The organism is Amycolatopsis sp. (assembly GCF_025464955.1).
In the GTDB taxonomy this organism is placed as follows: Bacteria; Actinomycetota; Actinomycetes; order Mycobacteriales; family Pseudonocardiaceae; genus Amycolatopsis.
Map to the genome: position 1 here is coordinate 1 of NZ_JAODNM010000009.1, position 20,192 is coordinate 20,192.

General features: G+C 66.5%; 25 protein-coding genes and 5 pseudogenes. 19 read left to right on the forward strand and 11 right to left on the reverse strand.

The genetic code is table 11. The annotated features are described in order from the left end of the window. The coding region (locus tag JWQ81_RS01160; RefSeq protein ID WP_297536851.1) for a transposase at window positions 1-893 on the forward strand (893 nt) is incomplete at its 5' end. Window positions 894-946: 53 nt separating this feature from the next. Here JWQ81_RS01160 and JWQ81_RS01165 read toward each other — a convergent pair. After that, window positions 947-1,609, reverse strand: a complete 663-nt coding sequence (locus JWQ81_RS01165) for a methyltransferase domain-containing protein (protein WP_297536852.1) — start codon at window positions 1,607-1,609, stop codon at window positions 947-949. Window positions 1,610-1,782: 173 nt separating this feature from the next. Continuing rightward, the gene (locus JWQ81_RS01170; protein ID WP_297536853.1) at window positions 1,783-1,938 is read right to left on the reverse strand and encodes a hypothetical protein; all 156 of its coding nucleotides are present in this window, start codon (window positions 1,936-1,938) and stop codon (window positions 1,783-1,785) included. On the opposite strand from JWQ81_RS01170, the gene JWQ81_RS44745 reads away from it, so the two are divergent. Continuing rightward, window positions 1,864-2,316 carry a hypothetical protein gene (locus tag JWQ81_RS44745; RefSeq protein WP_366942239.1) on the forward strand — a complete coding sequence of 151 codons (453 nt, stop codon included), beginning with the start codon at window positions 1,864-1,866 and terminating at the stop codon, window positions 2,314-2,316. The genes JWQ81_RS01170 and JWQ81_RS44745 overlap by 75 nt on opposite strands. A 444-nt stretch (window positions 2,317-2,760) precedes the next feature. Here the strand turns inward: JWQ81_RS44745 and JWQ81_RS01175 are convergent. Next, a pseudogene (locus tag JWQ81_RS01175) lies at window positions 2,761-4,482 on the reverse strand (BREX system ATP-binding domain-containing protein); the annotation flags it as partial. Window positions 4,483-4,840: 358 nt separating this feature from the next. Next, on the reverse strand, window positions 4,841-5,659 hold the full coding sequence (locus JWQ81_RS01180) for a bifunctional 2-polyprenyl-6-hydroxyphenol methylase/3-demethylubiquinol 3-O-methyltransferase UbiG (RefSeq protein WP_297536855.1): 819 nt from the start codon (window positions 5,657-5,659) through the stop codon (window positions 4,841-4,843). 368 nt (window positions 5,660-6,027) lie between these two features. Between JWQ81_RS01180 and JWQ81_RS01185 the strand changes: the two genes are divergently transcribed. Further along, on the forward strand, window positions 6,028-6,255 hold the full coding sequence (locus tag JWQ81_RS01185; protein ID WP_297536856.1) for a hypothetical protein: 228 nt from the start codon (window positions 6,028-6,030) through the stop codon (window positions 6,253-6,255). Here JWQ81_RS01185 and JWQ81_RS01190 read toward each other — a convergent pair. After that, the gene (locus JWQ81_RS01190) at window positions 6,228-6,485 is read right to left on the reverse strand and encodes a hypothetical protein (protein ID WP_297536857.1); all 258 of its coding nucleotides are present in this window, start codon (window positions 6,483-6,485) and stop codon (window positions 6,228-6,230) included. The two genes, JWQ81_RS01185 and JWQ81_RS01190, sit on opposite strands and share 28 nt — an antisense overlap. An 87-nt stretch (window positions 6,486-6,572) precedes the next feature. Between JWQ81_RS01190 and JWQ81_RS01195 the strand changes: the two are divergent. From JWQ81_RS01195 to JWQ81_RS01210, 4 genes and pseudogenes are all read left to right on the forward strand, one after another. Continuing rightward, window positions 6,573-6,818, forward strand: a pseudogene (locus JWQ81_RS01195) (KR domain-containing protein); the annotation flags it as partial. Continuing rightward, window positions 6,793-6,939 (forward strand): annotated as a pseudogene (locus JWQ81_RS01200) (hypothetical protein); the annotation flags it as partial. The pseudogenes JWQ81_RS01195 and JWQ81_RS01200, both read left to right, overlap by 26 nt. Window positions 6,940-7,111: 172 nt before the next feature. Then, window positions 7,112-7,552, forward strand: coding sequence for an acyl carrier protein (locus JWQ81_RS01205; protein WP_297536858.1), 441 nt, complete (start codon window positions 7,112-7,114; stop codon window positions 7,550-7,552). After that, the gene (locus JWQ81_RS01210) at window positions 7,474-8,226 is read left to right on the forward strand and encodes a thioesterase domain-containing protein (RefSeq protein ID WP_297536875.1); all 753 of its coding nucleotides are present in this window, start codon (window positions 7,474-7,476) and stop codon (window positions 8,224-8,226) included. The genes JWQ81_RS01205 and JWQ81_RS01210 overlap by 79 nt, the downstream gene beginning before the upstream one ends. Here the strand turns inward: JWQ81_RS01210 and JWQ81_RS01215 are convergent. Together JWQ81_RS01215 and JWQ81_RS01220 are read right to left on the reverse strand one after the other, a co-directional pair. Next, window positions 8,202-8,586, reverse strand: a pseudogene (locus JWQ81_RS01215) (thioesterase family protein). The gene JWQ81_RS01210 and the pseudogene JWQ81_RS01215 sit on opposite strands and share 25 nt — an antisense overlap. A gap of 23 nt (window positions 8,587-8,609) precedes the next feature. Then, window positions 8,610-9,623 carry an aldo/keto reductase gene (locus JWQ81_RS01220; RefSeq protein WP_297536859.1) on the reverse strand — a complete coding sequence of 338 codons (1,014 nt, stop codon included), beginning with the start codon at window positions 9,621-9,623 and terminating at the stop codon, window positions 8,610-8,612. 169 nt (window positions 9,624-9,792) lie between these two features. Here JWQ81_RS01220 and JWQ81_RS01225 point away from each other — a divergent pair, with 169 nt between their 5' ends. Next, window positions 9,793-10,656: a helix-turn-helix transcriptional regulator gene (locus JWQ81_RS01225; RefSeq protein ID WP_297536860.1), complete on the forward strand. Its 864-nt coding sequence runs from the start codon at window positions 9,793-9,795 to the stop codon at window positions 10,654-10,656. On the opposite strand, the gene JWQ81_RS01230 is transcribed toward JWQ81_RS01225, so the two are convergent. Both JWQ81_RS01230 and JWQ81_RS01235 read right to left on the reverse strand, forming a co-directional pair. Next, entirely contained in the window at window positions 10,646-10,912 is a 267-nt protein-coding gene (locus JWQ81_RS01230) for an isocitrate lyase/phosphoenolpyruvate mutase family protein (protein ID WP_297536861.1), read from the reverse strand. The genes JWQ81_RS01225 and JWQ81_RS01230 overlap by 11 nt on opposite strands. Next, window positions 10,843-11,415, reverse strand: a complete 573-nt coding sequence (locus JWQ81_RS01235) for a hypothetical protein (protein ID WP_297536862.1) — start codon at window positions 11,413-11,415, stop codon at window positions 10,843-10,845. Before JWQ81_RS01235 ends, JWQ81_RS01230 begins: the two co-directional genes overlap by 70 nt. 343 nt (window positions 11,416-11,758) lie before the next feature. On the opposite strand from JWQ81_RS01235, the gene JWQ81_RS01240 reads away from it, so the two are divergent. Then, window positions 11,759-12,409, forward strand: coding sequence for a bifunctional 2-polyprenyl-6-hydroxyphenol methylase/3-demethylubiquinol 3-O-methyltransferase UbiG (locus tag JWQ81_RS01240; protein WP_297536863.1), 651 nt, complete (start codon window positions 11,759-11,761; stop codon window positions 12,407-12,409). Between the two features lie 632 nt (window positions 12,410-13,041). Here JWQ81_RS01240 and JWQ81_RS01245 read toward each other — a convergent pair. Then, complete coding sequence (locus JWQ81_RS01245; RefSeq protein ID WP_297536864.1) at window positions 13,042-13,503, reverse strand: hypothetical protein; 462 nt, start codon at window positions 13,501-13,503, stop codon at window positions 13,042-13,044. A 196-nt stretch (window positions 13,504-13,699) separates the two neighbouring features. On the opposite strand from JWQ81_RS01245, the gene JWQ81_RS01250 reads away from it, so the two are divergent. From JWQ81_RS01250 to JWQ81_RS01285, 8 genes are all read left to right on the forward strand, one after another. Further along, window positions 13,700-13,969, forward strand: coding sequence for a hypothetical protein (locus JWQ81_RS01250; protein ID WP_297536865.1), 270 nt, complete (start codon window positions 13,700-13,702; stop codon window positions 13,967-13,969). A gap of 101 nt (window positions 13,970-14,070) precedes the next feature. Then, the gene (locus JWQ81_RS01255) at window positions 14,071-14,502 is read left to right on the forward strand and encodes a pyridoxamine 5'-phosphate oxidase family protein (protein ID WP_297536866.1); all 432 of its coding nucleotides are present in this window, start codon (window positions 14,071-14,073) and stop codon (window positions 14,500-14,502) included. A gap of 610 nt (window positions 14,503-15,112) precedes the next feature. Beyond that, complete coding sequence (locus tag JWQ81_RS01260; RefSeq protein WP_297536867.1) at window positions 15,113-15,640, forward strand: GrpB family protein; 528 nt, start codon at window positions 15,113-15,115, stop codon at window positions 15,638-15,640. A 116-nt stretch (window positions 15,641-15,756) separates the two neighbouring features. Continuing rightward, complete coding sequence (locus JWQ81_RS01265; RefSeq protein ID WP_297536868.1) at window positions 15,757-15,999, forward strand: hypothetical protein; 243 nt, start codon at window positions 15,757-15,759, stop codon at window positions 15,997-15,999. Then, window positions 15,989-16,375 carry a DUF6262 family protein gene (locus tag JWQ81_RS01270; protein ID WP_297536869.1) on the forward strand — a complete coding sequence of 129 codons (387 nt, stop codon included), beginning with the start codon at window positions 15,989-15,991 and terminating at the stop codon, window positions 16,373-16,375. The genes JWQ81_RS01265 and JWQ81_RS01270 overlap by 11 nt, the downstream gene beginning before the upstream one ends. Window positions 16,376-16,400: 25 nt before the next feature. Beyond that, window positions 16,401-16,574 carry an ATP-binding protein gene (locus JWQ81_RS01275; protein WP_297536870.1) on the forward strand — a complete coding sequence of 58 codons (174 nt, stop codon included), beginning with the start codon at window positions 16,401-16,403 and terminating at the stop codon, window positions 16,572-16,574. Continuing rightward, the gene (locus tag JWQ81_RS01280) at window positions 16,564-16,911 is read left to right on the forward strand and encodes a hypothetical protein (RefSeq protein ID WP_297536871.1); all 348 of its coding nucleotides are present in this window, start codon (window positions 16,564-16,566) and stop codon (window positions 16,909-16,911) included. Before JWQ81_RS01275 ends, JWQ81_RS01280 begins: the two co-directional genes overlap by 11 nt. Before the next feature lie 833 nt (window positions 16,912-17,744). Then, window positions 17,745-18,068 (forward strand): hypothetical protein, encoded by a 324-nt coding sequence (locus JWQ81_RS01285; RefSeq protein WP_297536872.1) that lies wholly within the window; start codon window positions 17,745-17,747, stop codon window positions 18,066-18,068. A 420-nt stretch (window positions 18,069-18,488) separates the two neighbouring features. On the opposite strand, the gene JWQ81_RS01290 is transcribed toward JWQ81_RS01285, so the two are convergent. Further along, window positions 18,489-18,881 (reverse strand): hypothetical protein, encoded by a 393-nt coding sequence (locus JWQ81_RS01290; RefSeq protein ID WP_297536873.1) that lies wholly within the window; start codon window positions 18,879-18,881, stop codon window positions 18,489-18,491. Window positions 18,882-19,068: 187 nt separating this feature from the next. On the opposite strand from JWQ81_RS01290, the gene JWQ81_RS01295 reads away from it, so the two are divergent. Next, the gene (locus tag JWQ81_RS01295; RefSeq protein WP_297536874.1) at window positions 19,069-19,614 is read left to right on the forward strand and encodes a hypothetical protein; all 546 of its coding nucleotides are present in this window, start codon (window positions 19,069-19,071) and stop codon (window positions 19,612-19,614) included. 259 nt (window positions 19,615-19,873) lie between these two features. Next, window positions 19,874-20,192, forward strand: a pseudogene (locus tag JWQ81_RS01300) (IS5/IS1182 family transposase); the annotation flags it as partial.

Below are 20,192 nucleotides of genomic sequence, written 5' to 3' on the forward strand. Positions count from 1 at the left end.
ATGTGCCGGAAGAGCAACTCGCCGACGCCGGGGACCGTGCGGCGCTCGGCATCCCCGCTGGCGTGGAGTTCATGACCAAACCGCAGTTGGCTCAGGACATTCTCGCCGACATGATCGCCGACGCGACGATCCCGCCGTGGATCGCCGGCGACGAGGTCTACGGCCGGTCCGGGAAGCTTCGCGGGTTTCTTGAGGGCAACGGAGTCGGGTACGTGATGCGTGTCGGGTGCGCCTTCGTCGCCGAGGTTTCACCCGGTCAGCGGGTACACGCCGATGCCGCCGTGGTCGCGCATCTGGCCAAGCGGAAGCATCTGCGGAGGTGGCAGATCTGTTCGGTGACCGGCTCGAAAGGTGAACGTGCCTACTCCTGGGCTTGGCTGTCCACTACCAGCGATCGGCATTTTCTGTTGATCCGCAAGCACCTGCGCACCGGTGAGCTGGCCTATCACTACTGCTACGTGCCGTCCGGACGAGTGGTCGCGCTGATGTCCCTGGTCCGGGTAGCGTGCTTGCGCTGGCCAGTCGAGGAAGGTTTCGAGTTCGGCAAGGATCACTTCGGCCTCGACCATTCCCAGGCTCGCCTCTACACCGCGGTGCTACGCCACATCGTGCTGGCCCTGGCTGCTCTCGCGGTCTGTGCGATCACCGCTGCCCAGGCCAAAACTCGTGCCCCAGCACCGATCCTGCCTGCCACGCAGAACAACCCGCCACCCGCCGATCCCGGTCTGATCGGGTTCACCGTGGCCGAGATCAAACGACTTTTCATCCTGGTGACCCGCCGGCTGCTGCCCGAAACCCATCACTTGCATTGGGCTTGGTGGCGACGACGTCACCAAGCCCGCGCCCGCTGGTTCCACCACCGCATCCGTTTAGGCCGTGACCTGCAAATATAACCCAACCAGCACGTGCAGCTGCCGTACTAGCTACGCCATATGGCAGACACGCTCTAGCTGGACTTTTGCCGTGCGACGAGCAGATGGAAGGCGTCGCCACCGTCGCCGGGCCTGATGTCGTTGGCCACCTGCAGCCCAGCTGCGGCGAGTCCGTCGGTGATCGTGGCGAGCGGGCGGATCCGGAACTCGCCGAACGCCGTCACCGGGTTCTTCGCCATCCAATCGGGATCAGCCATTCCGAGCACCAGCCTGCCCGAAGGAGCGAGCACCCGGGCGATCTCGTCGAACGCCTTGCCGAGGTCGGCGACGAAGTAGATTGTGTTGATACAGAGCATGCCGTCGATCGACGCGTCACCTAGTGGTAGCCCGGTAAGGGAACCGGTCTGCAGCCGCAGGCGGTCCCTGTCGTGGCGGAACCGTGCGTCCGCGCGGTGGAGCATCGCCTGCGAGATGTCGATCCCCTCGACACGTCCGTTCGGGCCCACCCGATTCAGTAGCGGTCGCAATCCGGCGCCGCCACCGAAGCCGACGTCGGCGGCGATGTCGCCGGTTTGCGGTGCCAGCGCCGTGACGGCCGCGGTGATCGTGCCGCCGTTGTGCGCATTGAGCAGGTTGCCGATGAACAACCTCCCGAGTACGCCGTGCGGCCGGCCGAGCTGACCGGCCAGCACGTTCAAGAGCGGACGGGCCACGATCGGTCCTTTGGTGCTCCCCATGTTCCCCACCTCCGTTTTCCCTCGTCACCGGTGAGGCGTAAATCCGCGGCGAACAATCTGTACAGTTCACCCGATTGCCGCCACCTTGCCTACCGCTACACCGAAAGCGGTGCCCGAAGGACGTACTACGCGTCGCCGAACCCGCGCTCGCCGTTTGCAGCCGCGCTGTCTCGTCAGCTCGCCGGGTTCATTGCGCCACGCCCGGTACCGGGCATGGCGATGTTCTTACTGCTCGCGAGGTCCAGGTTCGGCGCCTGCTCGCGGGCGGCGCGACCAACCGGGACTTCGCCTGGGGGCTCGTGCTCGGCGAGGAGACGGTCGTAACTCACCTGAGCCGCATGCTGCGCAAGCTCGCCGTACGGACCCGCGGCTGCCGGCGCGAAGACCCGCGAGCTCGGTCTTCCTCGGGCACCGCGGGGTCGGGTGTGATGTCATACGTGCCAGCGGGCGGGACCGCCTGGCGCGGGTTCGTAGCGGCAGGCTTGGCCGGTGCGGACGCAGGCGTGCAGGTACGCGGCGGCCGCGGGCGCGGTCACCGCCAGCCGGTCGATGACCGCCCGTACGGTGCGGGTCACGTTGACCCGCGCCCGTTGTGCCTCCGCGGTGTCGCGGCGGGGCCGCCCACCGAGGCCGGTAGCGCGGCGAAGTTCGTCGAGCAGCGCTTCGCGTTCGGTGTTCGCCTTGGCGGCGCGTGCCGTGTCGCCTGACTGATCCGCATCGTCCAGTTCGGTCTCGAGCGCGACGATCCGTGCTCGGTAGTGTCGCTTCGCGGTGTCGTCCAGTATCGGGGCTGTGCCGGTCGACACGAGACCCGCTCCGCCCGCGACGAGGTCGAGGGCGGGGATTTCCTTGCCCGGCGCGGCAAGCAGGGCACGCAGATAGTGCAGGCCCCGGCCGTCGCGGAGCCTGGCGCGTTCGGTCCCCATCTCGAACACCCAGTCGTCGCCGTCCCGGGCGAGCGACCACTCGTCCACCGGCCGGGCCAGTCCTTGCAGGAACACGGTCATGCCGAGCCGTTCGGCGATCGACCGCGCCCGATCCCGGCACTGCGACGCCCGCGGCCCGTCACCGGCCGCCGCTCGCAGCGTCACTGTGTCCGCGAGCGCCGTCAGGCTGTACACGACTGAGGGCAGCGCCCCGACCTCCTCGTTGAAGGTGAGCGCTTCCTCGAAGTACTTGACCGCGTCGTCATACCGGCCGAGTCGAGACGCGAGCAAACCGAGATAGTGCGCGACCGGCCCCCAGGTCGAGTTCGCCCCGGCCAGGACGACGAGCTTTCCCCGGTAGGGGAGCAGCGCGTCGTAGATCTTCGTGGCGGCGTCGGTCTGCTTCGTCGCGGCCGCCACCAGGGCCAGGTTCGAGATGGCTGTGAGCCACCGGGGCCCCGACCCGGCGAGCACGACGGGCAGCACCCGCTCCAGCTCCGTGCGTGCCTCGGGATACCGTCCCAGCAGGACCAGGACACGTGCGAGGTCAGCACCCCAGAAGTGCCCTGGAGCCTGACGTGTCATGTCGCGGAACGCTTCGACTGCGATGGCGAGCATCGCCGGGTCGCGTTCCACCCCGAGCAGTACCCGCAGTGTCATCGCCAGTCGATCCGTGTCAGCCATTCCTGACCGTCGTCCCCGGTCGACGACCTCGGTGGCCAGGGGCTCCACCTCGTCGAACTGCCCACGCAGCAGGGCGAGCATCCCGTGTCTGCCGGCTGCCATCGCCAACGCCTGGCCGTCACCGGCGGTGGCCGCGTCGCGCTCGAAGTTGACGAGGACCGCTTCGGCCGCGGTCACCCGGCCGAGCTCCATCAACGCCACGAACTGCCAGAACAAGCCCTTGCGCTCCAGCGCACCATCGCCGGCCGCGCGGGCGAGTTCGACGATGTTCCGGCCGAGGGCGAGCCTGTCGTCGGTACCGTCGGGTTCCCACACCGCGTGTAGCCCGGCGTTGAGGACCTCTGCCAGGATGCGGCCGTCGCCCCATTTCTTCGCGAGCGTGAGCGCCTCGCCGGCGAGCGTGCGCCGCCGCGGGCCGGTCGACGAGTCGCCGAGCAACTCATAGGCCAGCCGGGCGAGCAGTCGGGCTCGCGTGCCGTCGTCGCGCGCTCTCGATGTCGCGAGCTCGAGCAGGCGGAGCAGCGCCGGGTCGATGACTAGGAAGCTCGTGCTCGACATGGCGTGCAAGGCGAGGTGCACGACCGGGTCGATCCCGGCGTCGAGGCCGCCCAAGTCAGCCGCCAGTGACCGGGCGATCCCTGGAAGTCCCTGCGAGGCAACCAGAATCGCCTGCACCGTGTCCTCAGCCAGTGAGCCTGCCGCGTCGAGCGTGGCCGCGAGTTCGCCGGCGTCCAGCCCGGCCAGCGTCAGCTCGCGCCCGACCCCGAGCGTTGTCGTCGAGGTGGCGACCACGGCCGTGGAAGCCGCGGCCGCCCGGCCCGCGACCGCGGACAGCAGCTCGATCGCCCGCTGCCCGCCGTGATCGACATCGTCGACGACGATCAGGCGGCGTACACCCAAGACGAGGTGCCGGGCAGCGTCGTCGAGGTCTGTCTCCCGCGCGTCTGTCACCAGCCGCGCCACCAGGTCCTCCGGCGCGTCGACGTCGCGCAGTACCTGCGCCCACACCGCCCGGCCGTCCCGGCCACCGACGACAGACGCGCGAACCACGGCGAAGCCACGGCTTCGGCCGATGTGGGCCGCGAGGTCGGCCATCGCCGTCTTTCCCGACCCGCCTACCCCGGCGATCACCAGCACACCGCCCGCGCCGTCGGCCGCACGGGTCAGCAGGTCGTCAAGTTCCCGGCGCTCACGCCGTCTCCCCACCACAGCCACACCATCGAGACTAAGCCCTGGCCATCTGCTCGGACGTCGTCCGGGCATAGGCCGAATGGGTGTACGTGCCCTCAGAGTGCTGGCTCGGTCTCCGACTCTTCGAGCTCAACGCACCTCCAATGACCGGTGGGACTAAAGGGCAGACATGTGGGCGGGCTTTTGCGGCGCCTCCGGCCCACGGCCACGTGCAGCGTTGCCGCGATCGGACACCACCAGACGCTCGTCGACAACGAGTCACGGCCACCGACCGCTCCGGCTGCACGACCTGCGCTACGGCGGGGCCAGCCTGCGTTGTCGGACAACCAGGTATAACAGAGGTAAATGGTTGTCCTCCGCCTTGTCCGAGCAAGGCAACCCTCAATCCCCAGCAACTCGCGAGCAAACAGAATTACACGACATCAGTGCACTATTCCTTGACTGCCTGGATGGTGTAGGTCGCGGCGAGGCGTTCGGGTTCGGTGCGCAGGCGCCACTCGCCCGCGTCGTCGGCGACCATGTGTCCCGGGAGCGCGTCCCACGGCGCGCTGTCATGCTCGACGAACTGCGTCAGCCGCAGCCCGGCGGCCATGAGCGCGGTGATGATCTCGCCGAGCCCGTGGTTCCACGAGTGCGACACCGCGTGGGTGAACTCCACATCTGTCTCCACGTAGGTGCCCGATGCGATGTACACCGATGGTTCTGCGAGTTCGAAGTAGGGGTACCCGAGCCGCGGCTGCTCGGCTCGCTGGTCGAGCGCCCACAGCATTGGGTGTCCCTCGCGGATGAACAGGCGGCCGCCTGGCCGGAGAAGCTCCGCGACCACGCGAGCCCACTTGGTCACGTCCGGCAGCCAGCACAGCGCGCCGACACCGGTGTAGACGAGATCGAACGAGTCGGCACCGAATACGTCGACGGCGTCGTAGACCGTGGCTTCGTGGTAGTCGATGTTGGCGCCGGTGCCTGCGGCCAGTGTCCGAGCCGTGGCCAACGCGGGTGCGGAGAAGTCCAGCCCGCTCATCCGCGCGCCGAGCCGGGCCAGTGACAGCGTGTCGGTGCCGATATGGCACTGCAGGTGGACACCGCGCAACCCGGTCAGGTCACCGAGCCGGGGGCGGTCGAAGCGGACGACCCCACTGAGGAACCCAGGCTCGGCGAGGAAGCGGTCGAGCCCGTATCCAGCGGACGCGGTGTGCGCGGGAACCCGTTCGTCCCAGTTCGCTTTGTTGACCGCGATGTAGTCGTCCATGCCGCTCAATGTCCCCGACGATGGCTGAGTCGTCCATTCAGTTTGCGACCGGCATAATGGCCCGCGTGGACGGGTGTCCCATCAGTTGACCTCGCCGGATATCTCGGCGGACGTTGGTTGCCGGAGCGAAATCTCTACGACGCCGCCGCTGGCACGGCCATCGTTCGGCCGAGTTCACGCTGGACGGCGAGTCGTCGACCTACCCGGAGCAGGGCGTCCTCAATACCGGCTTCTGCCGCAGTCCGGGCAGTGGGTCCGTGACCGGGCCGACGAAGGACAACGACTACGTCACCCGCTTGGGCCGCCGAATCGTCGACGGGCTTGTGAGTACGTCCAATCGCTGACCTTGCGTGCGTCGCCCTGGACACGTGAGCCGTTCTCGCTGCCTGAGCGGCTGCCACTGGCGGGCGGTGTTCTCCGTCAGCCAGGACAACGCGGCAGCAGCGGTCGCCGATGATCCGGCTATCTACGACGACGTCTGGCGCACTGTCTTCCTCGGCACCGGAACCGGCAAACCAACACTGGACGATCGAATCATCGAGGAGACGGGGATCCTGAGACGAACAACTTACGAAACCGACCGCGTGGACAGGTAGCCGACGAGGCCGATGATCGCGACGGTCAGGACCGCGGTGATCGGCCCGGTGCCCCAGCCCAGGCCGCCAGTGGTTCCGGTGGGCGCGGCGAACCAGTCGGCGAAGGACGCGCCGAGTGGGCGGGTCACGATGTAGGCGAACCAGAACGCGGCGATCGCATTGCGCGGGCTGGTCCGGGTGCTGTCGTTCGAGCACCCGGCGCTGCGCGTGAGCTGGCTTGACCTGGACACGCTCGGTGCGGACGCCGCGGATCCGACTGCCGACCTCGTCGCGGCGCGGGGAAGATCGTCCTTAATGGACGGTCGGCAGCGAGCCCGGTGGCCGCCGCGGCGATCGACGAACTCATCGCCGCGGGCGCCAGGGTCGAGGTCGTGCTCGGTGACATCGCCGAACCTGGCACGGCCGAACGGCTGCTCGCCGCCGCCGGGCAGGGCGCGACCGCACGCGGCATCGTGCACGCCGCCGCGGTCTTCGACGACCGTACGGTGTCCCGGCTCGACGCGGACACCCTGCGCCGGTCCTGGTCGCCCAAGGCACATGGGGCTTGGCGGCTCCACGAGGTCTCCGCGAACCTCGAACTCGACTGGTGGCTCGGGTTCTCCTCGGCAACCGCGCTCCACGGTCTCCCGGGGGCAACCGGCCTATGCCTCGGCGAACGCCTACCTCGACGCCCTCGTCGCGCTGCGCCGGGCGGGTGGTCTGCCTGGTACCGCGGTCAACTGGGGAACCTGGGCCGAAGTCGGCGCCGCTGCCGGGCTCGACGTACCTTGGATGACGCCGATCAGCCCGGTTGAGGCGTTCGGACTGCTCGCCGAGGTGCTCGGGTCCGGCTACCGATTGGCCGGGTCTGGCGGCGGTGCGCCGGCTCGATCCGGCGGAGATCCGCGTACTCGCCGGCGCCCAGCTTCGCGGCCGGATCGCGTCGGTCATGGGACTGGCCGCCGAGGAGCTGCCCGACGACATTCCGCTCACCGGCCTCGGTGTCGACTCGTTGCTCGCCGTACGCATCCGCAACGGACTGAAACACGACTTCGAGGCCGTTCCGTCTGTCTCGCTGCTGCTGCGCGGTGCGACCTTGGCGGACTTGCGCGAGTGGCTGTTCATCGAACTCGGGATTGCGGCCCGGCTGCCGCTGCAGCGGCGTGCCGGTGTGGTGCCAGTGCCACCCGGGACGCCGCGGAGCGGCTCGGCGCAGCCGCGTGGCAGGAGGTCCTGGGGGTGCCGATCGGGGTCACCCGGGACTTCGTCTCCTACGGCGGCAACGGCGTCAAGGCCGAACGGGTCACGCGCCTGCTGAGCGTGCGCACCGGCCGGCCGCTGGACCGGATGACGCTGTTCGAGCGGTCCACTGTGGAACTGATGGCCGATCTCCTCCGGGACGCCATGGCCGTCACCGGACCGGTGCGGGTGCTGCGGGAGGCCGGGGCGGACAGCGGCGGGGTGAAACCGCTGTTCTTCTTCCATCCCGGCGGTGGCGACACCGCGGTGTTCCGTCAGCTGGTGGACCTGCGGCGCATCCAGCCGAGCGGGCCGTACCGGCTGCTGGGCTGGTCGTTCGGCGGGTTTTTGGCCTTCGAGGCGGCAAAGCGGCTGGACCTCGCGGGCGAACGGGTGGAGCTGCTGGGCATGGTCGATCCCATCCTGCCGTTGCCGCCGGAAACAGGACTGTCCGAAGTGCACTTGCTGGAGCGCCGGTTCGCGCGGTTCGGTGAGTTCCTCGAGAGCAGCTACGGCGGATCGGTGGAGCTGCCGTTCGCCGAACGGTCTGCGGGACCCGCGCTTCGACCGCGTCGAGCCGGCACGGGGGTGGGACGCGGTTTGCCGCGACCTGGAGCTGGTGACCGTCACCGGGCACCACCTGTCGGTGCTCGACCCGCCGAACGTCGAGATGATCGCGTCGCACCTCGCGAAGGCACTCGCCAGGGTGCGGTCCTGACGATGAGGAGTCAGCCCGGGGCGTGCGCGGCGTAGACCTCCCGTACTGAGTCCGGCGGCGAGGCCTTCCGCATCGTGGCCGGGTCGACGAAGACGTAGCGGACGGTCGCTTCCAGCACCAGGCGATCGTGGCGGCGGATCTCGTACTCGAAGTTCAGCGACGTCGTGCCGAGGTGGGTCAGGAACGGCGCCACGACGAGGTCGTCGTCGTGGCGGCACGGCGCGCGGTAGCGCAGGTTCGACTCGGCCACCACCATGTCGGTGCCGTGGGCCAGGAATGCTTCGTGTGAACCGAACAGAGCCCACTCCACCTCGAAGCAGGATTCCCTGCCCATCGCACTCGTGGTACCGCACGCGCAGCGGCATCTCGACGATCGGTTTTCGTGCGTCGCTCACCCCGTCAACGTCGCGAGCGCGCGTCAGCGGCGCCGCAGCCGCCTGTCCTCGATGGCCGGTGCGGAGGCCTGGTAGTTGTCCGCGGGGTTGATCTCGGTGCCGGGCGGCACGATCTCGTCGATCCGGTCGAGCACGTCCTCGCTCAGCTCCACATCGGCGCCGGCCAGGAGATCCAGGAGCTGCTCGGGCTTGCGCGGCCCGATGAGCACGGAGGTGACGCCGGGGTGCGACCGGACGAACGCGGTCGCCAGGTGCGACAGTGCCATCCCCGCTTCGGTGGCGAGCTTCGTGAGCTGCCGGACGGCCTCCAGCCTGACCTGGTTGGCGGGCACTGCCAGGTCGAACGCGTGCGACGCCGACGCCGCGCGATGCCCCTTGGTCGGATCCGCCCGCCCGGACAGCCAGCCGCTGCTCAGCGGACCGTAGGTCAGGACCCCCATGCCGTAGCGCTGCGCGGTGGGCAGCACGTCGTTCTCGATGGTCCTGGTGAGGATCGAGTACCGCGGCTGTTCCGTGCGGAAGCGGTGGTGCCCGCCCTTCGCGGCGGCCCACTGCGCCTCCACGATCAGCTCAGCGGGGAAGGTCGACGCGCCGATCGCCCGCACCTTGCCCGAGCGGACGAGGTCCGAAAGCGCGGACAGTGTCTCGTCGATGTCCGTGGCGTAGTCGGGGCGATGCATCTGGTACAGGTCGATGTGGTCGGTGGCGAGCCGCCGCAGGCTGTCCTCGACCGCGCGCTTCACCCAGTACGGTGAGCCGCCGCTCTGGTTGGCGTCCGGCCCCATCGGGAGCGCGAACTTCGTCGCGAGGACGACGTCGTCACGACGGCCTTTGAGGGCCTTGCCGAGGATTACCTCCGACTCGCCCCGCGAGTAGACGTCCGCGGTGTCGACGAAGTTGATGCCGGCGTCCAGTGCCGTGTGGATCATGCGGACCGACTCGTCGTGGTCGGTGTTGCCCATGGCACCGAACATCATCGTGCCGAGCGCGAGCTCGCTGACCGACATGCCTGTACCACCGAGAATCCTGCGCTTCATGGTTCTCTTTCCTCACTCCGTGCTGCTTACTGGTCCAGCTAAGCACCTGCGACAGGCCCTCGCCACGGCGAAACAGGCATGCCTCGGCCACGGGTCGGGGCGACCGGGGGTCCAGCAGAACCCCTCACGGACAGTGACGCGCGGGCGCGTGTGGCCTAGCCTGGTGAGCATGACCGACCGATCGCCGGGCACCAATGAGCTCCGGGAGTTCCTGCGCTCGCGCCGGGCGCGGATCACACCCGAGGAAGCCGGCCTGTCCCCGCAGCCAGGGGCCCGCCGGGTGCCTGGCCTGCGCCGGGAGGAGGTCGCCCACCTCGCCGGCGTCAGCGTGGACTACTACGTGCGCCTCGAGCGTGGCCGCAGCCTCCACGCGTCCGACTCGGTGCTGGACGCACTCGCCCGCGCGCTGATGCTGAACGACACCGAGCGTGAGCATCTTTTCGTGCTCGCCCGGCCCTCCCGCGTCCAGCGCCTCCCGCTGCCGACGCAGCTGGTGCGGTCCGGTGTCCGGCGGGTGCTGGACTCGCTGACCGACACCCCCGCCCTGGTCCTCGGCCGCCGCCGTGACGTGCTGGCCAGCAATCGCATGGCCCGCGCGCTGTTCACCGACTTCGACGCGCTGCCACCTCGGGACCGCAACATGGCCCGCTACCTCTTTCTCGACGAGTCCGTTCGCGACCTCTACGTCGACTGGGAGGCGGCCGGCCGGGGCACCGTCGCCGTGCTGCGCATGTACGCGGGCCGCTATCCCGACGACCCCCAGCTCGCTGAATTGATCGGCGACCTTTCCCTGCGGGACAAGGACTTTCGGCGTTGGTGGGCGGAGCATGACGTCGTTGTGCACACCTATGGCGTCAAGCGCCTGCGTCACCCGGTCGTCGGCGAACTCACCTTGGACTACGAGGCCCTCACGGTCACCGACGACCCGGAGCAGACACTCGGCCTGCACACGGCCGCGCCCGGCTCCCCGTCCGAGCACGGCCTGCGCCTGCTGGCCGCACTGCCGCTGCCGGTTCCTTCCGTCAGCGGGTGAAAATGCTGTTGAGGTTGCCGAAGTCAAGCGCGCCTTCGAGTTCGGTGTAGGTGCCGCTGCTCAGCAGTTCGGCTGCCGCACGCCGCGCGACGGAGTACGCCGCTTGGCTGATGGCGGTGCCGACGCTGACCCGCCGCACGCCTGCCGCCGCGAGTTCGGCGATGCTCGGCGCCCCAGGCCCGGCCATCACGTTGATCGGCAGTGGTGAGGCCTTGACCAGCGAGGACACTGCCTCCAGGTCGACAAGGCCGGGCACGAACAGGCAGTTCGCACCGGCTTCGGCGTAGGCCGATGGGTGGTGAAGTGCGGGTAGCCGATGCGGTCGCGTAGCCGTCTGATGGCGTGGTGGAGCTCGTCGGGGTGGCGGAAGGTGCTGGCGGGCTTGGTCGGTGGTCTGAAGATGGGGTCGTCGGGTGCCGCGTCGGCGGGTCGGTGCGTGAGCAGTAGGTCGCGGTGGGTGTGGGGGAGTCCGAGGAGCCGGTTGGCGGCGGGGGTCTTACCGGGGTGTCGGAGGGTGCCGATGCCGGGGACGTTGACGATGTTGCCGTTGATCCACACCGAGCTCGGTGGCAGCAACTGGCCGTCGATCTCGGTGGGGTGGTCGGTGAGGTTGACGTCGCGCCAGCACAGCCCGAGGACTTCGCCGATGCGTGCTCCGGTGCCGAACAGGAGCCGGATCAGGACGGGCAGGTCGTCTCGTGCGGCGTCGAGGTCGACGTCGACCTTGTCCTGGAACTCCGCCGCTTGCTCGGCGGTCAAGGTCTGTTTGGGCCGGACCGGCCGCCGCGATCGGCGACAAGGGAGCCTCGCCCTGGCTGTTTCCCGGCGGACAACCTGGCCGCCCCATCAGCTCCTATCAACTGGGTCAACGAGTCCGACAACTCGGACTGCAGCCAGGACAAGCACGATCGCCGGCCGGATCCAACTCGCCACAGACCTGCCCGCGGCCGTTCTGGCCAAGATGCTCGGCATCCACATCAGCGTCGCGGTTGCCTGGCAACGCGCCAGCAGCGGTGATTGGGCCGCCTACGCCGCCGACATCAGCCTCCGCCACCGCGGCAGCATCCCGAATTGAGCAACCGTGACAAGGAGGGCTTTCCCGGTGATCAGCCCCGACGCCAGTCCAGGCTTCAACCACAACGACTTCTACCACCGCTTCTTGCTCCGCCACGTCCCACCCGATTGCGGGCTGGCACTGGACGTCGGCTGCGGGACCGGTCGGTTCGCCAGACAGCTGGCCCGACACGCTCGCGCCGTCAAAGGTGTCGACCAGGCCGCGGAAGTGATCATCACCGCGCGCGTCCTGTCCCAGAGCGTGCCCAGCGTCGATTACGTCGAAGCGGACGTCGCCAGCCACGACCTGGGCGACCGGCGCTACGACTACATCTCCTGCATCGCCAGCATCCACCACATGCCGTTCGCCGAGACGGTGACGAGACTGCGGGAGGCGTTGACGCCAGGCGGTGTTCTGGCGATCGTGGGCTGCTATCGACAGGCAACCTGGGTCGACTACCTGCCCGACCTGATCGCGATCCCCGCCAACCTCGCCGCGAATGCCACCGTCAGGGCGATCACTCGCTACAGCGGACGACCCACCACCCAGGTCGACACCGCGCCGGTGACGATGCCGCAGATGACGCTCCCTGAGATCAAACGCGCGGCCCACCGACTGCTGCCTGGAGCCGTCATCCGGCGACGGCTTTTCTGGCGGTACTCCCTTATCTACAAACACTCCCCGAGCGCGGCACGATGACTCTTGACACCCCACCGGCGTGAGGTATTCGGACAGTTGCGATATCCGACGTCGCCAGAGGCTGTCTATCCCGCTGAGACGATTGAAGCCCATCGAGCGTTTATCGCCCGACGCCGCGCCACCAGGCCGAGCGAAGAATACCGCACCCTGACCGGCGAGGAATGGAACTCCTTCCTCGCCCACTTCGAGAAACGAAAGGTGTCAGTTGGAACCTGCGCACGAGCATTCGGATCACCCTGCGTCCATGAACACGCTTGCGTGAGATGCTCGCTCCTGTGACCGGACTCCGCACAACGTGACCGACTCGTCGAGATCCGCGACAACCTCGAAGCCCGCATCATCGAGGCGAAACGCGAAGGATGGCTCGGCGAAGTCGAGGGACTCCAAGTCAGCTACAGCGGCGTCAAGGACAAGCTCGCCCAGATCGATACCACGTTCCAACGACGTCAGACAACAGCGACCGAGCTCGGTATGCCCTCGTTCGGCTCCATCTCCGGAAGGGCCTCTGCCGACGAGAAGTAAGTTCAGAGAAACTCGCTCAGCTCGACGACTGGGCCTGCCGCACGTCGACGATCAACCTGGGCATCCCGGCGTTCTCAGAGATCGCCGGCGGACCACCAGCCTGGAGGGCGTTACGGGTTCGAAGTGAAACCCAGTTCATGCAGGAGGTCCAGCGAGCTGAGGACCTCGATCCCTCGGTCTCGGGCCCGAGCCGTCAAGCGCTTCTCGTTGGTGACCAGCGCACACTTCTCGAAGACAGCCGTCGACGCGATCAGGGCGTCCCGGGTGTGATCGACATTGCGGGACCGCAGGGCTTCGACGACGTCCGCGTCGTCCATCAGCCGGGCATGGCCGAGCCGGGAGAAGTCGACGGCGAACGCGCCGGTGGGCACGAGGTGGCCGAAGTCGACGAGGGCCAGCAACAGCCGGGATCGACGGTCGGCGTCCGGAGTGGCCGCCAGTTCGTCGATGTTGACGTGCGTGAACAGCAACTCCAGCTGTCCGCTGCGAACTGCGACCCGCACGACGTCCTGAGCGCCCGTGAGATCGATGAACGGGTCCACCGCGTTGGAGTCCAGGACTGCTCGTCGCATGGCTCGAGGTTATCCGCTCGACCGGACGGTGCGCCCGGCCGGGAACCGCGACACACACAAACGACGCTGCTTCATACCTCTCTCCCGTTTGGACGGCGATGAGCAGATCGGCAGGTCGCAGGGGTAACTCCGTTAGTTCAGAGAAGCCTGCGTCAGATGTCCACTCCTTCGGGTTGACCCGGCCCAGATGCCCCGGTTGGAGGAGATCCACGCCAATCTCATCGACCGGCTCGCGGAGGCGAAGGAGCAGGGCTGGCTGGGTGAAGTCGCCGCGATCAAGACCACAATAGCTGCCGCAGCACAGAAACTCGAAGCCATGCGAACACTGGCCGGGCAACATACCGCGACCGATCTGGGCATGCCCGAACTCCGCTCGGCCTTGGGGCGGAGCTGCTCAAGTATCCGATCCGTCCAGTCAGCAGGCAAGTCGGGGCCAACTCTCGGGCCGGGATCAGCCTATTTTTGAGAATGCGATCTTGACATCCAGCGAGGTCGAGGTTCCAGGATAGTGGCTACCGCGTGTCGACGACCTCCACTCCGAGGTTGCACGGAAGGGATGATCACAAGGTGGCTGGGGAACAGTTCGAGGTCGATGCATTCCTGTCACAGCCTCTCACCGCCCGGATCGCGACGAACGGTCCAACCGTGCGGCCGACGTGGTTCCTCTGGGAAGAACAGGCGTTCTGGATCCTGACCGGTCCGTGGGCGAATCTGCTACGTCGGGTGCGAGCAGACCCCGCCATAGCGCTCGTCGTGGACGAGTGCGACCTCTCAACCGGATTGGTCCGACAGGTCATCGCTCGTGGACAGGCCGAGATCCTGCCATTCGAGGTGCCGCGCGGACGGCGCAAACTCGCCCGCTACCTTGGTGCCGACGAGACAGTCTGGGACCAGCGGTTTCTCAGCTATCTACTCGACGATCCCGCGCAGAAGGGAACCAGGTGGCTGCGGCTGCGCCCAGACTCCCTCATCGTCAAGGACCTGAGCTACACCGTCTGACCACCTGTCGCGTTCTCGCGCCACTGATGACGCACACGGGAACCGCGACACGCGCGGGCGTCACGCAGCCGCCAAGATTTCTCAGTAACGTTCCGTCACAGCCGAGTGCCGAGCAAGCGGCCGGTTCGCTTCAAGATCATTTCGGTTAAACTTGTGTGAGATGCTCGCTCCTGCGACCAGACCCCGCACAACGCGCCAGACTCGAAGAGATCCGCGACAACCTCGAAGCCCGAATCATCGAGGCCAAACGCGAAGGCTGGCTCGGCGAAGTCGAGGGACTCCAAGTCAGCTATAGCGGCGTCAAGAACAAGCTTCCCAGATCGACGCGGCGCTCCAGCGCCGAACCGGCGCGGTCACACTCGGCACGCCCACGTTTGCCTCGCTCGCCGGTCGAACGACATCCATATCACCGCCGAGGTGACGACCCGCAACGTCCCGTTATGCCGAATGGGCGGGTGTTCGTAGGGGCGACGATGGCCGTCGTCCAAGTCTCAGTCCGCGCGCCAAAAAAGGATCGGCTCCCCGGCGGGCCACTGCTACGTTGGCACAGGTGCCCACCTTTGAGGAGATCACCCGACACCGCGACCCCGACCCATCCGAGAGCCCCTGGGTGAATGAGCCCCCAACGCCGGAGACGATCGCGATCGTTGCCTACAAGGCCGAGTGGCCGCGCCGCTATCAGGCCGCGGCGGCGGAGATCCGCGCGGCGCTCGGCCAAGCGGTGGTGGACATCGAGCATTTCGGGTCGACCTCCGTGGAGGGGTTGGCCGCGAAGGACATCATCGACATCGACCTGACGGTGGCCGATCCCCGTGACGAGGAGGGATACGTCCCACCGCTCGCGCGGATCGGCTATTTCCTCACGGTTCGTGAGCCGTCCTGGCACGAGCACCGGTGCCTGAGGCTGGCCGAGCCCCGCGTGAACCTGCACGTGTTTGGGCCAGACTGCCCGGAGGTCATCCGGCACCGCATGTTCCGTGACTGGCTGCGCGCCCACCCCGAGGACCGCGCGCGGTACGAGAACGCGAAACGGGCGGCGGTCCCAGGGGGAGGGAACGTCATGGACTACAACGTGCGCAAGCAGGAGACCGTGCGCGCGATTTATGACCGGCTCTTCCGCGCGGAGGGAATGCTATAGGCACTCAGACAATGGCCATACCCAGCGCGCGTTCACGCCGCCGAGAGCTGCCAACCGTGGATGGGCCACTAGTCGCCGTCGGTTGGGTCTGCAGACGTTAGTTCAGAGAAGCCTGTTTGACCTGCCCGGTCTTCGTCACGACGCCTGAGTTGCTGCCCCAGCATCGTCGTCAGCTCGAGCAGACCCAGACCTTGATCACCCAAGCCGACCACAATGGGCACCAGCGCCTGGCCGAGATGAACCGCACCGTCGAGAAGAACCTGCTGGCCATCATCGGCGGCCTCACCACCTCAGGCGGGTGCTGCGGCGACGGAAAATCGTGCTCCTGCGCAGGAAAGGGCGGTTCGAATGCCTGCTGAACACCTCGCCGAACACGCCCGCCAACGCCACCACCATGCCCTGCAACGCGCCCAGCAGACGCTCACCGAGTTGGCCGATGCCGGAGACCAGGTGACCGTCGTGCTGCTCGCCGACCGGGCCGGAGTTTCGCGCTCGTGGGTCTACGCTCAGCCCGCGCTGCGCGACCGGATCGAGCAGTTGCGGCAGCACCGCGCCAGTGCCGACGTCGTCCGGGCCACTGTCACGCGGGCCACTGATGACTCATTGCGTCAACGTCTGGCCTTCGCGCTCGAACGAATCACGCAGCTGCGCGCCGAGAACCAGCAACTCCGTGACGCGCTCGCACGCGCCCACGGCCAACTCCGCACAGCCCGCCTCAACACCGACGAGCGGTAGTCGAAGACACTGTCCACGACACGAAATGCCAGCTCAACGGCGATATTTAAAGAGCAAAGTAGAGATAACTGCGGCGATGCTGGACCGGTTGCTGCATCGGGCGACGGTGGTCGGCATCGACGGGCCGTCCTACCGGCTGCGGTCGCATCAGTCCACTTCGGACAAGTTGCGCAAGGCGGTGAACGCGCGTGTCTCCTAACACCACAGCCAAGACCTGCCCGATCTGTTGGGAAGCGTTCATCGCGACCGGCCGGCAGGCCAGGACCCGCGTCTACTGCTCACCGGAGTGCAAACGCACCGCCGCGGCCTGCCGGGAGGTCGAACGCGCCAGCAGCCCGGTCAGGGCCTTCGGGCTGCCGCCTGCGGCAGCCGCTCCGGCACCGCCGCCCGTGCCGCTGCCGCAGCTCGCGGCGCAGCGAGACTGTCCGCATTGCGGCGGCCCGGTGAGCATCGTCACGCTGCTCACCACGCCCGAAGCGGCACGTCCGCAGATCCCGATCACCGCGCACGAAGGAGTGATCGCACTTCGCCGCTGACAACGGTTATGCTGCTCTCCTCAGCTGGGGAATTTCAGCGAGTACCCCTGAGGAGTTTCACCGAGCCCCGTCAACGTCACCCGCCACGCTTGGATTGAGGCCGAACAGCTTTCTCCTGGTGACCAATTTACTTCTACTGCTGATGGGTCCGTTGCAGCTGTCGCGGGCATTGTAGTCGTGCCGGGTGCCGCTGACATGTGGGACCTCACCGTCGCAAACACTCACGACTTCTACGTCGCGGCCAATGCTCGGAACGCAGGTCCAGCGTCAGCGGAGATGTTGTTTAATCAAGGCGACCCACGCGCCGGTGAGCCTGCGGATGGCGGCTATATCTACCATCTTGCGGCAGAGGCAGTTCCTGTCCTTGTCCACAACTGCGGAGTTAATACACCCGGCGAACGAGCTGCCGAGCTGCAGGGGCAGCTTCCTGCCGGGTCACAGGGGCGAGTGACAATGGGCGTGGGAGACGGTACTGATGCCAGCGGTGCCGTGCGAAGGGTTGTTGGAACAAGTGAACGCAACGGGTACCTCAGAGCTGGTGTTCGAGACGGTATAACGCCGGGAGAGGAAGTGGCCGCTGGCGACGGTCACGCAGAGGCGAGTATCCTCCAGTACATGGAAGAGAACGGGATCACGCCTGGTGAAATCGCCGCAGGTAGACCTATCTGTCAAGCGTGCGCTGGTGCCATTGATGGTGCCGGCGCGACGCCGGGGAGTCCATTGAAATGAGTCAACCAGGATTGGTTCGAATCTCGCCGGAGCTCGTTCTTATGATCAGGCAGGGTTCCGGCGCCTTGCGCCGACGAATTGTTGAGAAAGCTTGCCTCCGTGCCGTGGAGTTGACCGGAATCGACAGTCCTGTCATAAGCGAGGCGATTGACGTCATCCGTCGACGAGATATTCCTGACCTGACCTTACAAAGGCGAGTGGATAGCTTGACTCAGGAATTAGATGAAGCGGCATGGGATATTCAGGATCGAGTCGATGCGGGAGAATTGTCGGACGTCGACTATGTGCAAGCCTTTACGAAGGCTCGTGCAGCTGCGGCGGTTGGATTTGCGTTAGGCGAGTCGTTGGCCGCAGTCTTCGATTCATTGTATGAGGCATACTATGCCATTGATGGAAGAAGTGATTTCTTGCAAATCGTAGCCGACTGACCGGATTTTTGTGGAATTTTTGGAAGCGTCGCCGAGAGTGACCCAAGTGGCGCGTGCCCAATCGACAAGTGCGGCTTGAATTGGGCGGCAGTCGCGACCAGGGGCGCGCTCCCACGATGCCCTACCGACCGCCACCGAGATAGAGGCGGCAGATCTTGCGCTGGGGCCGGCGTCTGCCGCGACCGTCGAACTCAAGCGGCGCGGACGCGGCACCAAATTCCATCCGGTGTGAGAGAAACGCTGGCACGGGGAGTGCCAATGCATCGGGGACTCCGGCAGCGGCACCAACGTGCCACTGCTCGGGCTCGACAACACCGACCTGTGCCGAGGGTGCGCTGGATCCGTGCTCACGGCACTGCCCGCCGCCATGCAGGGCTACTTCCGGCCGGTAGCACTCACGGTTCGCGCTCAGCGGCGGACTCAAGCACCGATCGCCGCCGCCCCTGACGTGGCATGGCTGGGCTGGGCCCGTGGAGCCACACGAGCCCGTTCCCCCGCGACGAACCGTTCCGCGACGCCCTGGTCGCAGTCACCGGACGCGGTGCACCCGTGTTGCGCAGGCAAGCGTTGAGCGCCTGGCTTCGTCTCGCCCAGTTCGCCGCCAAGGCGCTCGACGACACGGCAGCGCGGGCGACGTCGAGGGTGGCCCCTCGGTGTCGCGTGTTCCCAGGCGTAGGAGGCGAGTTCCCACATGCTGGGCAGGTCGCGGTAGCACGCGGCGGTGCCGGTGATGGTGTCGACGAGGTCGGTCTCACGGCCGATCTGCTGGTCGGTGCCGAGGAGGGTTTTCGCGTGTGCGGCGTGCACGGCCACCCCGGCGTTCCCGCCGACGATGCTCGCGACCGTCGAGCACGCCTGCAGCGGTGTCCCGGTACGTGACGTGACCCGGCTACCGGCCCCGGCACTCGACGGCGCGTTGTACTGCAGCCCGACGCATGATAGAAATGCGTTTCCTGATCCGAATACGACGTTCCAGTCAGATGGATATTAGGAGTTAAAGTTGGAATGGGAGATCGGTCGACATGACTGGACCAAAGTCGGTCAAGGGAAAAATTTGCTACCAGGATGGATTGTTGAGTTGGTGGCAACCGGTGATTCCGAACGAGCAAATCAGTTACTCTCCTTGATTGAGTCTGCCGTGGTTCCAGTTAACGGGCCAATGGTGGCAGGCGCGGACGCCGCTGTGTCTTGCTTGGTTCAGGGGCTTTGGTCTGCAACATCGGTATCGAGGTGCGAGCTTCTCTATCTGCTATTTCAGTTCGCGGGTGGCGTTGTCGACGTGCCAGAGTCGGATCTTGTTCGAAATGTTCAGCGTGAGTTATCGTTAGGGTTTCCAGCATATAGTGAAATTGCCGAGACGGGAAATTCTGAGGAAAGATTTCAATGCATTGACCTATTGTCGCTCTGCGTTAGATTTAATGGGCAATTAGCTGTTCGTGCAACGTGGATCATGTGCAGAATAGCGGAACTGGGCGAGAAAGAGTCGTCGGCTGTTTCCGCCGAATTCGCAGACTTGGAAAATGACGGTTACAATACTTCGGGATGATGAAGAAGTCGCGGTCGCCGGCGAGCCACGTGAAGGCGGGCGCACTTCAAAATGGTTCCGATATCCGGGCGGCACCTGTTCCTGGTTTCCTTGCCACCCCAGGCAATGAACTCTTCCGCGTAACCTTTGGTGACGTTGAGTAGTGTGATGTGGCGATGACGGATGACACGCCGAACTTGTTGATATGCAAGAGAAAAACGCAGAGCCTCGGTATGAAGATGGTCCTTCCGAGATCAACTTCATAGAGGTTCTGCGCCTGATGAGTATTGTATACGAGGTGGTCCTGGACGTGTCTGAGGACAGTGCCCGCTTCCTGTCCGCGCTGCTGCATGCCGTGCGGGTGCGCCGGGGTACCCGTAAGGGAACCCGTGCGCTGGGGACGTACAAGCAGGCGGTGCTGGTGTTGCGGTGGTTCCTCGACGACACCCGGATGTCGGGGCTGGCCAGGGACAACGCGATCGCCTCCTCGACGGCGTACGCCTACCGCGATGAGGGGATCGCGGTACTGGCCGTGTGCACGCCGTCCCTGCACGGGGCGTTGCTGGCGGCGAAGGCCGCCGGGCATTCGCACGTGATCG